General features: G+C 57.4%; 15 protein-coding genes. 14 read left to right on the top strand and 1 reads right to left on the bottom strand.

Annotation, left to right across the window (positions count from 1 at the left end; all coding sequences use genetic code 11):
• The first annotated feature begins 106 nt into the window (after positions 1-106).
• From CR155_RS15660 to CR155_RS15595, 14 genes are all read left to right on the top strand, one after another.
• Complete coding sequence (locus CR155_RS15660; protein WP_102070978.1) at positions 107-490, top strand: hypothetical protein; 384 nt, start codon at positions 107-109, stop codon at positions 488-490.
• Positions 491-528: 38 nt separating this feature from the next.
• Complete coding sequence (locus tag CR155_RS15655; RefSeq protein ID WP_102070977.1) at positions 529-1,233, top strand: TrbJ/VirB5 family protein; 705 nt, start codon at positions 529-531, stop codon at positions 1,231-1,233.
• A 9-nt stretch (positions 1,234-1,242) separates the two neighbouring features.
• On the top strand, positions 1,243-2,193 hold the full coding sequence (locus CR155_RS15650; RefSeq protein WP_102070976.1) for a TrbL/VirB6 family protein: 951 nt from the start codon (positions 1,243-1,245) through the stop codon (positions 2,191-2,193).
• Positions 2,194-2,282: 89 nt separating this feature from the next.
• Entirely contained in the window at positions 2,283-2,420 is a 138-nt protein-coding gene (locus tag CR155_RS15645; protein ID WP_012250609.1) for a hypothetical protein, read from the top strand.
• Positions 2,421-2,423: 3 nt separating this feature from the next.
• Positions 2,424-3,110, top strand: coding sequence for a VirB8 family type IV secretion system protein (locus CR155_RS15640; RefSeq protein WP_102070975.1), 687 nt, complete (start codon positions 2,424-2,426; stop codon positions 3,108-3,110).
• 27 nt (positions 3,111-3,137) lie between these two features.
• On the top strand, positions 3,138-4,025 hold the full coding sequence (locus CR155_RS15635) for a TrbG/VirB9 family P-type conjugative transfer protein (RefSeq protein WP_102070974.1): 888 nt from the start codon (positions 3,138-3,140) through the stop codon (positions 4,023-4,025).
• Positions 4,022-5,155, top strand: coding sequence for a type IV secretion system protein VirB10 (gene virB10 / locus CR155_RS15630; protein ID WP_102070973.1), 1,134 nt, complete (start codon positions 4,022-4,024; stop codon positions 5,153-5,155). The genes CR155_RS15635 and virB10 overlap by 4 nt, the downstream gene beginning before the upstream one ends.
• Positions 5,133-6,176, top strand: coding sequence for a P-type DNA transfer ATPase VirB11 (gene virB11, locus CR155_RS15625; protein ID WP_102070972.1), 1,044 nt, complete (start codon positions 5,133-5,135; stop codon positions 6,174-6,176). The genes virB10 and virB11 overlap by 23 nt, the downstream gene beginning before the upstream one ends.
• A 122-nt stretch (positions 6,177-6,298) precedes the next feature.
• The gene (locus CR155_RS15620; RefSeq protein ID WP_102070971.1) at positions 6,299-7,216 is read left to right on the top strand and encodes a TrfA; all 918 of its coding nucleotides are present in this window, start codon (positions 6,299-6,301) and stop codon (positions 7,214-7,216) included.
• 410 nt (positions 7,217-7,626) lie between these two features.
• Positions 7,627-8,085: a hypothetical protein gene (locus CR155_RS15615; RefSeq protein WP_199171785.1), complete on the top strand. Its 459-nt coding sequence runs from the start codon at positions 7,627-7,629 to the stop codon at positions 8,083-8,085.
• Positions 8,086-8,119: 34 nt separating this feature from the next.
• Positions 8,120-8,599: a hypothetical protein gene (locus CR155_RS15610; protein ID WP_102070970.1), complete on the top strand. Its 480-nt coding sequence runs from the start codon at positions 8,120-8,122 to the stop codon at positions 8,597-8,599.
• Positions 8,596-9,303 carry a StbB family protein gene (gene stbB, locus CR155_RS15605; protein WP_102070969.1) on the top strand — a complete coding sequence of 236 codons (708 nt, stop codon included), beginning with the start codon at positions 8,596-8,598 and terminating at the stop codon, positions 9,301-9,303. Before CR155_RS15610 ends, stbB begins: the two co-directional genes overlap by 4 nt.
• 10 nt (positions 9,304-9,313) lie before the next feature.
• Entirely contained in the window at positions 9,314-9,748 is a 435-nt protein-coding gene (locus CR155_RS15600; protein ID WP_102071106.1) for a hypothetical protein, read from the top strand.
• A gap of 12 nt (positions 9,749-9,760) precedes the next feature.
• Entirely contained in the window at positions 9,761-11,362 is a 1,602-nt protein-coding gene (locus CR155_RS15595; RefSeq protein ID WP_102070968.1) for a type IV secretion system DNA-binding domain-containing protein, read from the top strand.
• Positions 11,363-11,442: 80 nt separating this feature from the next.
• On the opposite strand, the gene CR155_RS15590 is transcribed toward CR155_RS15595, so the two are convergent.
• The gene (locus CR155_RS15590; RefSeq protein WP_102070967.1) at positions 11,443-12,702 is read right to left on the bottom strand and encodes a PDDEXK family nuclease; all 1,260 of its coding nucleotides are present in this window, start codon (positions 12,700-12,702) and stop codon (positions 11,443-11,445) included.

Here is a 12,702-nt window from a genome sequence, read left to right as displayed (position 1 = left end):
CCGACTGGCTTACAAAGGCTGGGCACGTTTGCAGCGTGACCGACGCCTGGGCAGCATTCAAACGCAGCCCGGCCCACCCCAACAACCGTTCACCATAGGAAACCCAATGAATCGACGACATTTCATCACTACTGTTAGCGCCGCTGCGCTGCTGACCATCGTAGCCGGATGCAAGACTGAACCAGATGGTGAAAAGTTTCTTGGGTACTGGAAATCAGATAGCAAGTATGACCCTGATGCCATCCACATCACCCGAAACGGCGACAGCTTCCTCTTCACGCTCGTCACCAAGAACCCTTTTGGTGGCGGCTACCAAACCCACAAGCTACCCGGCAAGCTGGACGATTCAGACAACATTCTGGCTGTAGGTGATAAACGCGTTGCCTACGATGAAAGCGCTGACCTCATCGTGTCGGGCCAGATGAAAGCGCATCGCACGACCGAAGCCGATTACCAAGCCATTGCGAAGCAGGCCAGTACCAAACCCTGACCTTCGCGCCTGAAGGCGCATTCTCCGGAGTATTTCCCATGACACGCTGCAAGTCATTTGCGGCGGGCATCGTCCTGTCCGCCGTTTTCTTAAACCCTGTCCAAGCTAGCGGCATCCCTACGGTCGATGCTGCCACCATTGCGCAGTTACAGGAGCAATTGCTCACTGCCAGAGACCAACTGAAGAATCTGACCGAACAGCTGGCCACCGCCAAAAGCCAACTCGCCGCATTCACACAATCCAGTGGTTTCGGAAATGTAGTCGGCAGTCCTGACATGCGTGAGCAGTTGCGTTCAGCTCTGCCTTCGAATGCCCAAGGGCTACTTGATCGCTCAAACGGCTCAAGCCTGGATGGCGACGTTGGCCGTGTTACCGACTCGGTGATGGCGCCGGTAAATTTTGAAGCGGATCGTACAGAACTTTCAAAGAAGGCGTTGAACATCGAAGCGACAGCCAAGGCCATGAGTCAACGAGCCTATGACTCCATGACCCAGCGTCTGGCCAATGTAGACGCACTGCAAGACAAGATCAATCAGACGACCAACCCCAAAGAGATATCCGAGCTACAGGCTCGAATCCAAATTGAGCAGGCCAATATCCTGGCAGAGCAAACTCGCATTCAGCTAGCCTCTCAACAACTGGAGGCAGAGCGTCACCTGTTACAGGCCAGAGCAGAACGGGTATATGGTGGCTGGTTTGGGGATAACGATACTGCTGGCGTAGATGCCGGATCCAAAGAGTAAGGCGGTACCATGTCTGGTCTCACTCCTTCCGTAACCCCACCCTCAGCTCCTAGCGACATTGCCCAATGGGTGATGACTCAAACCGAAAATACATTGAGCGATGCGGTTAACGGCCCAATGCAAGCGCTATTTGAAGCCCTAATGCCAGTCATCACGGTAGGGCTTACGATTCAATTTGTGGTTTACGCGTTTGCACTGATGCAGGGCCAGAGCAGCATGACCGTCACAGAGTTCTTTCGCAAGGCCATTCTTGTAGCCATTGTCGCAATGATTTTTGGCACGGGAGGTTTGTACCAGAACGATATCGCCGAAACCATGATTGCGCTGCCCGACGATGTTACGCAGATCGCCCTGAGTACCGGCAGCGTGGCCCAAGAGGTGGACAAGCTGCAGAACGAAACCGGCAAGGCATCAAACGCCATGATGGGCAAGGGCCAAGATGCCTGGTTCAACTTTCTACCATCCACCAAAGAAGTCTTGGTCAGCCTTCTTGCCACGATGGTACGTGTCAATGCTGCCGTGGTAGGCAGCATCATCATGGTGATAGTTGTGGTCTGCAAGGTCGGCATGGCGCTCGTCGTCGCCACGGGCCCCATTTTCATTGCAGCTACTCTGTTTGAACCCACTAAACCCCTATTCAATAGTTGGATTTCACAAGCACTGAATTTCGTATTTCTGGCGCTATTGGCCGGCCTGATTTTCGGACTATTGCTGCAGATGAACATCCAGCTCATCCGTATGATTGCCGATCAGATCAATGGCGGTGCCAAGGATATTATCGGGCTTTTCGGTGCCCAGCTGCTGGTCGGCATCGCCAGCCTTGTCATCATGGTCATGATCCCAGGCCTCGCAGCCGGTCTCTCCAACGGCTTTGGCGCTCAGCTCGGTGTGGGTACCGCGGCCAAAGGAGCATTCTCAATGCTACGACTGCGTAGCATGCTGCGCCTGCGCGCCAAATAGGCAATCCGCCTGTCGGCCCTTGCCGGGCCAATCAACTGACTTTCTATTCCCCAATCCTTCTGCCGGTCCGGCAGGATAGGAACCTTTCTATGAAAAACCTTTTTGCCGCCCTCGCACTGGCCGGGCTGCTGGCTGGCTGCGCCTTTCACGCGCCCCAGCCGCCGCAACCGGCCGATACGCCACGCGTGCCAGTCAATGCCACGCCGCCTCTTTTCAAAGGAGTTTGACTCGTGTCCGCATCACTTAAATCCGAAGACATTGCCGCCTACCTGGAGCAGTCGCGCGGCCTGGAACGCGATCACCTTGGCGAGCTCGTCAGCAGCCGTAAGCGTGCCTGGCAGGTCGCCATCGGTGCAGGTCTGATCGCCCTGGCTTCCGTCGCTGCCGTAGCGGGCCTCACCCCTCTGAAGCAGCCGCCCGAAATGTATGTGGTCCGCGTCGATAGCGCCACCGGCTCCATCGAACATGTCAGCAGCCTGGGCCAGCCGCTCGAAGACTACGGCCAACGCATCGCCAAGTATTTTCTGAACACGTACGTGCTCAACTGCGAGGGCTACAGCTGGCAGACGATACAGGAGCAATTCGACACGTGCGCCCTGCTGTCTTCTGCACCCATCCAGACGCAGTACGGAAAACGATTCGAAGGGCAGGACGCCGTCACGACACGCCTCGGTACCCAGGGCACAGTCGATGTGCAGATTCATTCGATCACCTTGGGTGCCAACCAGGCCGCCATCGTGCGCTTTACCAAGACAGAGCGGGAAGTCACCACGGGCAACATCACCAAGGCGCAGCACCTGATTGCCACCATGGCTTACCAATACACCGACGTGCCACTCACCGAAGAGGTCGCCCGCCTGAACCCGCTGGGCTTTCAGGTCATGCGCTATGACTTGGCTGCCGACCTGTCGCGCTGACACCGACAAGGATCTGAAGGAATTCTTATGTTTAAACATTTCCCCAGTCGGCAGGTGCTGGCGTTGTTTCTTTGCCTGGCCATCCCTGCCAGCGCCCTGGCGCTGGAGACCCCTCGTTCCTCGCGGCTCGACCACCGCGTGCGCTATGTCAATTACAACGACGCCAATGTCATCCAGCTCAATGCCGTGATCGGCGTGGCCACCCATATCGTGCTGGAGCCCGGCGAAAAATACGTCTACCACGTCTTTGGCGATAGCCAAGCCTATGCGTTTACCTACAAGAACAATCACCTGTTCTTCAAACCCACGGCAGAAGACGCCAACACCAACCTTATCGTCGTCACTGACAGGCGCGATTACAGCTTCCGGCTCTCGTACAGCGACAACCGCAATTCAGCCGCCTTGTACAAACTCGTGGTTCGTTATCCAGAGGTTCAAGCCAGGCAACGGACCCAGGCCGCACAAAAGGCTGCGATTGAGCGATCCTTACAAGCCGTCAGCGCGAACATGAACTGGCAGGCCTACACCCGCAGCGGCGACGCGGCCATCGCACCGGTACACGCCTGGGACGATGGTCGTCAGACCTGGCTGCAGTTTGCACCGCAAGCCGACATCCCGACCGTGTACCGCGTCACGCCTGACGGCCAGGAAGTCATCACCAATCACCACATGGCAGATGAACGCACCATGGTGCTGCATCGCACGTCTGCCTTATGGCATCTGCGCCTGGGCGACCAAGTGCTGGCGATTCACAACGACGCCTACGGCATCACACCCGTACCAGCACATACCGGGACGGCATCACCCGCAGTCAGACGCAGCATCAAGGGTAGTGCGAGCCCGCAATCGCCCACTGCGGCACCTGTGCCCACCATCCGCATACGCGAAGCCACGCAAGAAAGGAATTCCCCATGACGGAAAAGGAACAAAATCAGGCACAAGAGCAAGCCTCGCAAGAGGGGAACCCTAAATACGCTAATCTGGAGCGGGAAACACTGAATCTGGAAGCAACCGGGCGCAGCACCCCACGCGGTGCCCGCGCTTTTCTGTGGCTCACCATTCTGATCGCTGTGGCAGTGGCTGCCGGCGTGCTCATGAAGGTCTGGAGCCGCGAACCAGCGGCAAAAGCCGATAGCGGCCTGGAAGCCGATCAAAGCGGCATTACCAATCGCCTCAAAGCCCCCAAGGTGGAGCGCCCCACGCCACCTCCAACACTGCCGCCTCCGACGCCCGAGCCCACGATGGTGCCCAGCTACAACGTCCCACCACCCATGCCCGCAGCTCCACCTCCTGTCGATGAACTTACCCAGCGTCGGCTGGCCAGCCCGCTACAGGCGGGTGGCGCAGACGCAAGCGCCGCGACCCCAAGCCAGTCAAATGGCCCCCAAGGCCCTTATAGCGATGCGGGTCCCCTGGCCGACAAGCTGCGACCGCTGGAGCTGGCTCCATCAGTGGCCGGACAACTGGGTGACCGCAACTTCCTGCTCACGCAAGGCACCATGATCGACTGCACCCTACAGACAAAACTGGTCAGCACCCAGTCCGGGCTTCTGACGTGTCTTGCCACGCACGATGTCATGAGCGCCAACGGCAAGGTCAAGCTCATTGATGCCGGCACCAAGTTCACGGGCTATCAGTCTGGGGGCATACAGCAGGGCCAGGCCCGCGCCTTTGTGACATGGAACCGGCTGGAAACGCCTACCGGGGTCATCGTGAACCTGAGTTCGCCCGGTACAGGCCCGCTGGGCGAAGCGGGATTGGGCGGACATATCGACAACCACTTCTGGGAACGCTTTGGCAACGCCATCCTTCTTTCTCTGGTGGGCGACTTCGGTAACTGGGCATCCAATCAAGGGCAATCGGGCAGCAACAACATCCGCTTTGACAACACCGCCGAAGGCGGACAAGAAGCGGTTGCAAAGATTCTGGAAAAGTCCCTGGACATTCCTCCCACCCTTTACAAGAACCAGGGCGAGCGTATCGGCATCATGGTCGCCCGTGATCTGGATTTCAGTCACGTCTATGAGCTTGAACCCATCCACTGAAGCGATCCCCTTTGATCGATCCATTGCGGTTCGCACCTTTCTGCGGCCTTTGTCCAAACATCAGGAGGATCCCAATGTCACTGAAATCGCCATCGTGCGAGCCGGTGAGCTGTATACACGCACACGCGGTGCCTGGCAGCTTCACGAGTGCCCCAAGCTTTCCTACCCCCACCTGGAGGCCCTGGCCACGGCGCTGGCCGCGTACAACCACATGACACGCAGCCCCATTCAATCTGTCGTCCTGCCCGATGGCGAGCGCGGCCAGATCGTGCTGCCTCCGGCCTGCATTGACGGCACTTTGGCCATCAATATCCGCAAGCACGCCCAAGTGGCGCTCTCCCTGGAGGAACTGCACGCGCAAGGCGCGTTTGAGACCACCCACGACGCCGCCGCCCAATACACAGCGGGCGGCCTATCGAAAACCGATCTGGAACTGCTGGCCCTGAAGGACGATGGTGACATTCCCGGATTCCTGCTCGCTGCCATTCAGGCTCGCAAAAACCTGGTCATCTCCGGCGCGACAGGTTCGGGCAAAACCACCTTTGCAAGATCGCTGATTGACCGGGTGCCCGTCAATGAACGCCTGATCACCATCGAGGACGTGCATGAACTCATTCTGCCCCGGCACAGAAATCGCGTTCATCTGATGTATGGCGGCACGCGCGGTCGGGTTTCGGCCACCGAAAGCCTGGCCGCCTGCATGCGCTTATCGCCAGACCGGATATTCCTTGCCGAGCTACGCGGCCCTGAAACCTGGGATTACCTGGCGGCCTTAAATACCGGCCACCCAGGATCCGTCACCACCACCCACGCCAACGGGGCCGCCGATGCCTTTGACCGCCTGGCGATGCTCATCAAGCAATCACCCACGGGCGGCAACCTCAATCTGCCAACCATTCAAGCATTTCTGCGCCAGACCGTAGACATCGTGCTGCATTTCGAGCGGTTCAGGCTGAAAGAGCTTTGGTTTGAACCCAGACGGCAAGTCAACCGCCGAACCACCGCTAACGACGCCCTATAGGGCATCCATTTCCACCCATGCGGACTGGCATTGCTGCCTGGCCGTATCTACCCCTGAACCCGTGTGAGGCGCTGCACACGTTCCGGGCAGGCCTTGCATGGGCTCGTCTGGAGCTTTTACCCATGACTTCATCCACCCGTCTGCCCTTTCACAAGGACAAGAACCTCCTGCGCCTGTCAGCAGCCATGCAGCGTGCTCAGCAAAAAACCACCCAGGCACTGGCCGCCGCAGCAGAAAAGCAGGCCTCAACCCCTACGCCATTCATACTGCCCGGTATCAACGAAACAGCACGCGCCATTCCGAATTACATCGCCCGTAGTGCCATCTTCGCACCGGTTCGCCGGGGCTGGCGCACACTGCATGACGACACCGTATTTCTGGAAGGCAGCAACATCCTACTCAAAGGTTCCGGCAAACAGTTGAGCGAAGACCACGCCGACATCTGGATGCACGCGATGTACCTGCAGACGACAGCCCTATTGGGCGAAGCGCCAACGATCAACCGAGCCGACTTCCTACGCGGGATGGGCCGGCCCACAGGCGGCAGCGCCTACGAATGGCTGCATGAAAGCATGAAAGACTTGGCTCGTTTCACCCTGTGCATCGAAGCCCGCAGAAAGGATGGCTCAGTCAAATACAGCTATGGCAAGAACCCTTCGACCCGAGTCCTAGCCATGCTGGGCGGTTTCGATTACCACGAGCCTACCGGCAGCTATACCTTGTACGCCGATCCTCGCTGGGCACAGATCTTCGGAAACCGGGAATACGCCCTGGTTGACTGGGCCAAGCGCCTGCAAATGCGTCATGACCTGTCCAAAAGCTTGCAGCGCCTGATCGGCACGTCCGCCGACATCCAGCAGAAATACAGCCTGGACATTCTCAAGCAACGCGCTCAATACACTGGCCGCATGCGTGATTTTCGAACGAGCCTGGAGCGCAGCTTGACAGAATTGGAAGCGCTGCAAGTGATCACGGAACCCCACATAGAAACGGCCACCCGTGGCCATGAACAAGCGGTCTGGACACGACTGGATCGCTAGACTCTCCATCGTCATAACATCGCGCCTGACTCCAAAAACAGCCGATTCAAAGGCCTTTTTCAGGCTGTGGATAAGTGGTTTGTACCGTCGTCATAGCATCGCGCCTGCATCGTCATAAGATCGCGGCTTTTCGTCATAGCATCGCGCTTTATCGTCATAACATCGCGCATCATTTTTGGAAACCCGCATGAACAGGCGCTTTCCAGCCATCAAAACGCCTTCTACCTTATTTCTACCTTATTACTACCAGCAAGGCCTGTGGATAAGTCAGGCCGTCATCTTGCATTGTCACGCTGAGCAGCCGCACAACGGCTGCATCGGTCTGCAGCAAACCACACCCGCCCTTTCCGGGCACCACCTTCTCTCATCCGCCATTACTTCCCTTCAAGCCGCAAGGCAAAGGAGATCCCATGCACGCAACCATCGACACCCACATGCTCGACATCGTTCAACAAGCCGCTCACTACGGCATTGGCACCATGAGTCTGGGCGAAGCCCTGGCTGCAGCCCTGGTGCTGAATCGCAGCGACTGGCTGCATGATCGCGGCTACAGCATCGCCGAAGCCCTGGATCGCATCGGCCCACATTGGGCCGCTCGCCTGTGCACAGTGGCCCGGCAATTTCACACCGAAGCGACTCAGGCCCGACTTCGATACTCCTTCGAAATCATCCCTTACCCATCCGACGCTGGCGGCTACACCCTGCGCCTGCTGGATGACGGTCAGGAGGTGGGCGGTGGGCGATTCTCTGCGCGGGGCAAGTCAGCCCGCTTCACTGACGCGCAATCTGCCTACGACGAAGCACTGGCCGCAGGCTGCTCCTGGCTGGCAGGCAAACAGACCGAGGCCTTTCCAGCCCTATCGCATTGAGCGAAACCGTGATTACTCCAACTTCAGGAAACCTATGAGTGAATCTGCACCTGTAACACGCTACCGCACTGTCCTTGCGGCCCTGGACCCTCGCATCAGCCTCTCAGCCCAGCTACGAGCGCTGTTTCCCCTGATCGAGGTTGAAATGGCTGCTGGTGTGCCACATGCCGCCGTGCTGGACGATCTGGCTGCCGCAGGCCTGACGGTACAGCGCAGCACCTTCGCCATCACGCTGTACCGATGGCGCAAAGCCCAACGATCCGCAGCCAGAAAACGCCTGAATGCAGCGGCTTCTACCGGTGACATAGCCAGACAGTCAACCCATGCGAGCAACCCCCATCCACAACCTCCCGCACCCGATGCCATTCAAGGCCGACCACGCAGCATCCAGACACCTGGCGATCTACGCAAGATTCGCGACATGCGAGTAGACCTGGAAGCCTTGCGCCGCGAAGGCCTGGCCAATCGCGCTCAATCAGCTGACAACAACCCCACCAAAAGGAATGAATCATGAAAGTCGCCGTCCTGAACTACACCGGCTCTGTTGGCAAGACAGTCGCTGCCTCTCACCTGCTGGCACCGCGCATGAATAGTGCCCAGATTTTTGCAGTGGAATCCACCAACGAAACGGGCGCTGACCTGGGCCTGAATGTCGATCAGCTACGCGGCGAACACTTTGGCCGATTGTTTCGCGAGCTACTCACCCGCGAAGATGCGATCGTCGATGTGGGTGCCAGCAACATCGAGGATTTTCTGACGCACATGATGCGCTACGAAGGCGCACACGAGGAAATGAATTATTTCGTCCTGCCTGTGATCAATACCGGCAAGGCCCAGCGCGAAACCATCAAGACGGTGGCTGCCCTGGCAGAACTGGGTGTTGACCCAGAGCGGGTACGGATACTTTTCAATCGTGTCGATAGCAGCGTGCACGAAGAGTTTCCCTCGATCCTGGCCTATGCCGCCAAAACTGGTGAGGTGCAGGCCAACCCCCAGGCCGCCATTTACGAAAACGAAGTCTTTGAGCTGCTGGCCGACCAACGCACTACGATTGCTGATGTGCTGGCTGACCAGACCGACTACCGCGCCTTGCTTCGCGCTGCCGAAACTGACGACCACGTCCGAATTTCACAGCTAAGCAACCGGCACGCCCTGCGCGCCCTGGCCAAACCGGTGGACCGGCAAATGAACGCGGCATTCACCGCGCTGTTTTCCTGAGATGGCCGCGATGGAATCACACTCGAATTCCAGTGGCGCTCGTACCAAGCTGGACTTGCTCTACCACGAGGTACTGGGTGAGGTCGCTGGCCTCGTAGCTAGGCTGGAAAGCGCCACCCAAAGCCTGGATGCGGTGCAAAAGCAGATGCAGTCCATGGGCGAAGCGCAGCAAGTCCTGCCTGACCAGCTCGGCCGCCAGCTAACCGCCACGATGGAAGCGGCAGCCAAACCCATTAACCAGCAGGCTCAACACGCCATCCAGGCCATGTTGGGTGGCACCAGCAACCAGCTGAATCAGTTGTCCCGAGATGCCGCCCAGTACGCCAGCATCGCCCACCGATCCGCACGACGCATGGCCATCATCGCCCTGGCCGTAGGCGGCACGGCAGGCATTCTGGGTGGCTTGCTGGCAGGCCTGGCCCTAGGTCAGGTTTTGATCTCTTGAGGACCGGCGCTTATGTCCACCTTGATCTCACCCATTACCCGGCGGCGCATTGCCGCCTTTTCTCTAGCCCTCTTCCCGGCTGGTGCCTGGATGGCTGCCGCCACCTGGGGCAGCCATATGCACTGGCGAGACTGGAACGCCAAAACGTTCTGGCATTTTGTGATGCTGACGCCGCAGTACCCAGTGCTCTACGGCTCACTGGGCATCGGTCTGGTTCTCGCATTGGTACTTATCCTGCTTATCGGGCGCACCGCCAGAACCGAAGGGTTTGAGGGCGCTGCCTACAAACGCTTTGTGCGCGGCACACGCACCACCTCGGCAAAAAGCCTGGCTCGCCAATGCGAAGAAAGAGGCAAACAGCAAATTGACGTGGGTGGTATCCCTATGCCGACTGCCAATGAGAATCTACATTTGCTCATCAGCGGCGCTACAGGCGCCGGTAAATCGGTGTTGTTGCGCAACATGGCCGCTTCGGTACTCAAGCGCTCACAGAACGACATGAACAACCGTTGTCTCGGCCAAACGCCAGAGCGCAACGACCGGATGATCGTGATCGACCCCAATGGCGATCTGCTCAGCAAATTCTGGCAACCCAGCGATGTAATCCTGAATCCCTACGATGCCCGCAGCCAAGGCTGGTCGTTCTTCAATGAGGTTCGTGCCGATTACGACTGGAAGCGGCTGGCCCACTCTATGGTTCCCATGAGCCAAGACAAGAACGCAGAAGAGTGGAATGATTTCGGCCGCCTGCTGCTGCGCGAGACGGCCAAGAAACTGCATCAGCTGCAAGGCGAAGAAGCCAGCATCATGGACTTGTTTCGTCTATGCACCATCGAAGACCCCAAGGTCTTGAAGCAATTCCTGGAAGGCACCCTGGCAGAATCCCTTTTTGTTGGTTCCAGCGAAGCCAGCAAGGCACTTTCTTCCGCCCGCTTCGTGCTATCCAACAAGCTGTCCGAGCACACCGGCATGAAGCCGGGAAGGTTCTCCATCCGAGACTGGCTGGCCAAGCCCGATGGTGGAAACCTGTATATCAACTGGCGCGAAGACATGATGAGCTCCATGAAGCCACTGGTATCGTCATGGGCTGACGTGTTCATCACGTCCATCTTATCCATGCCTGAAGGCACCCACCGACGCTGGTGGTTGTTCATTGATGAGCTGGCTAGCCTGGAAGCCCTGCCATCACTGGAAGCAGGCCTGACCAAGGGCCGAAAAAATGGTCTGCGCATCGTGGCGGGATTGCAGAGCACATCCCAGCTGGAACACATTTATGGGCGCACCATGGCCACTACCATTCGAGCGAGTTTTCGCAACCTGGCTGTCCTGGGCGGCTCCCGCACCGACCCGCAAACGGCAAAGGACATGAGTGAAAGTTTGGGCAAGCATGAGGTTGAACGGCCCAAGTACAGCATCAGCCGCAGTGTGGATCACCGGAATACGTCGGACAACACGGATCGGACGACGGAAGACGTGGTGACGGCTGCGCAGATACAGTCGTTGCCTGCACTGGGCGGGTATGTAGCCCTGGCGGGGGATTTTCCGATTGCGAGAGTGAGCTTGCCGCTTAGAGAGTTCGCTGTGTCTACGGCGGCATTTCAGGAAAGCGCTTAATACAGCTGAAGCCACGATGACACTATCTGACCAATAGAATATTCAGATGGCCCATTGACTAGCTCCCTTAGATCGCATCACTAAAGCGCATTGATAGCTTTGATTAGCTCTCTGCCCAAAACTTGGGTGTTGTGCGGATTGCCCTGCTTGTTTGCCGTGGGGACGTTAAGCTCGCCTGCCAGGCGTCGGAGTTCGGGCGAGACAGGTTCTATGGGGAGGCCATCACGCTCTAGCTTGATAGTACCCGTGCTAAGCCGCGTGATTACATAGTCCTTGTAGGAAGCCTCTGTAGTGCCTTTGATCGCAGGTTCAAAGTCGATTTGTCGCCCGTTGGGGTTCAAGCTAGTGATGGCTTCGATTGCCTCTATGGTTCGGTCGCCCCACATTTTCGTAAGGGCGAAAGTCTTTTCATTAAGATGAAAAAGATCCTTATCGTCCGTATAGCATCGGTCAATTTGGTATTTCGGGAGCAGCTTAATAAAGCTCGACTTATCAAGCGTGCCATCAGCTTGAGCGAACATCGAGCTACTTTTCCACGGTACGACGGTCGCCATCTGTTCAGGTGTGACGCCACGGCTAATCACTTCAGCGGTGATTTCATACATCAACCGGCGCTTAGGCAAGTTGGTAAATACTTGGTCGCCTATTGTTAAGTCGTAGCGTGTCATGTCCCGATTGTTGGACCTGGCAACCACGCGTTCATTCGTCTTCTCGCGCAAGGCCACTTGGTAGCTGGTGGCCTCCGGTAACGGGATGATCTGCTGGATGTCTACAAGCACGCGCCCATCTACATCATGGGGGCGTAGCTGTACGCATCGAATATCTAGACCCTGCTCGTTAAGCCAAAGTACCGTGGTGGTGACTTCAGAGTTGAACTCTGAAGCTGCTAGGACAATTCTTACTTTTTCAGAAAAGGCTACGGGTTCGTCATCGACGCCTAGAAACTCGCGGATGGACTGCTCTGCATCATCCTCTGAGCCGATAGACTCTAAATACTTAGCATGGGCCTGGACGGCTTGATCAAAGCGCATGGTGGAAATCATGGCTGCATAGCGCAGCGCCTGGAGTTCCATGTGTGTGGCACTTTCTCGTTTAAGCTCGACCACCACCAAGTTGGCGTTTTCATCCAAACATAACAGATCAATGCGTCGGTTGGCACCTACCCAATCCCCGAATTCTTCGGCCAGAACCATAGTTTTAACGTCTGGGTCGGGCGTAATGGCATCGATTGAGGCGCGTATCGCCCGCTGTAGGTTCTGGCGTTCAGTCAGGCCAAAATCGGTGAAGGTACGGCCATTTACCGGGGACAGGTTCTCACCGGTCATTTCATAAAGAGGCAT

Origin of the sequence: Pollutimonas nitritireducens (assembly GCF_002849615.1) — a bacterium.
GTDB lineage: Bacteria > Pseudomonadota > Gammaproteobacteria > Burkholderiales > Burkholderiaceae_B > Pollutimonas > Pollutimonas nitritireducens.
Note: the sequence above shows the minus strand (reverse complement) of the source record. Positions and strands in the feature narration are given on the sequence as shown.

Excerpts from the sequence above, each read along its gene's own strand:
- CR155_RS15660 (WP_102070978.1), top strand. The coding sequence starts at position 107 with ATGAATCGACGACATTTCATCACTACTGTTAGCGCCGCTGCGCTGCTG.
- CR155_RS15655 (WP_102070977.1), top strand. The coding sequence starts at position 529 with ATGACACGCTGCAAGTCATTTGCGGCGGGCATCGTCCTGTCCGCCGTT.
- CR155_RS15650 (WP_102070976.1), top strand. The coding sequence starts at position 1,243 with ATGTCTGGTCTCACTCCTTCCGTAACCCCACCCTCAGCTCCTAGCGAC.
- CR155_RS15645 (WP_012250609.1), top strand. The coding sequence starts at position 2,283 with ATGAAAAACCTTTTTGCCGCCCTCGCACTGGCCGGGCTGCTGGCTGGC.
- CR155_RS15635 (WP_102070974.1), top strand. The coding sequence starts at position 3,138 with ATGTTTAAACATTTCCCCAGTCGGCAGGTGCTGGCGTTGTTTCTTTGC.
- virB10 (WP_102070973.1), top strand. The coding sequence starts at position 4,022 with ATGACGGAAAAGGAACAAAATCAGGCACAAGAGCAAGCCTCGCAAGAG.
- virB11 (WP_102070972.1), top strand. The coding sequence starts at position 5,133 with ATGAGCTTGAACCCATCCACTGAAGCGATCCCCTTTGATCGATCCATT.
- CR155_RS15620 (WP_102070971.1), top strand. The coding sequence starts at position 6,299 with ATGACTTCATCCACCCGTCTGCCCTTTCACAAGGACAAGAACCTCCTG.
- CR155_RS15615 (WP_199171785.1), top strand. The coding sequence starts at position 7,627 with ATGCACGCAACCATCGACACCCACATGCTCGACATCGTTCAACAAGCC.
- CR155_RS15610 (WP_102070970.1), top strand. The coding sequence starts at position 8,120 with ATGAGTGAATCTGCACCTGTAACACGCTACCGCACTGTCCTTGCGGCC.
- stbB (WP_102070969.1), top strand. The coding sequence starts at position 8,596 with ATGAAAGTCGCCGTCCTGAACTACACCGGCTCTGTTGGCAAGACAGTC.
- CR155_RS15600 (WP_102071106.1), top strand. The coding sequence starts at position 9,314 with ATGGAATCACACTCGAATTCCAGTGGCGCTCGTACCAAGCTGGACTTG.
- CR155_RS15595 (WP_102070968.1), top strand. The coding sequence starts at position 9,761 with ATGTCCACCTTGATCTCACCCATTACCCGGCGGCGCATTGCCGCCTTT.
- CR155_RS15590 (WP_102070967.1), bottom strand. The coding sequence starts at position 12,702 with ATGCCTCTTTATGAAATGACCGGTGAGAACCTGTCCCCGGTAAATGGC.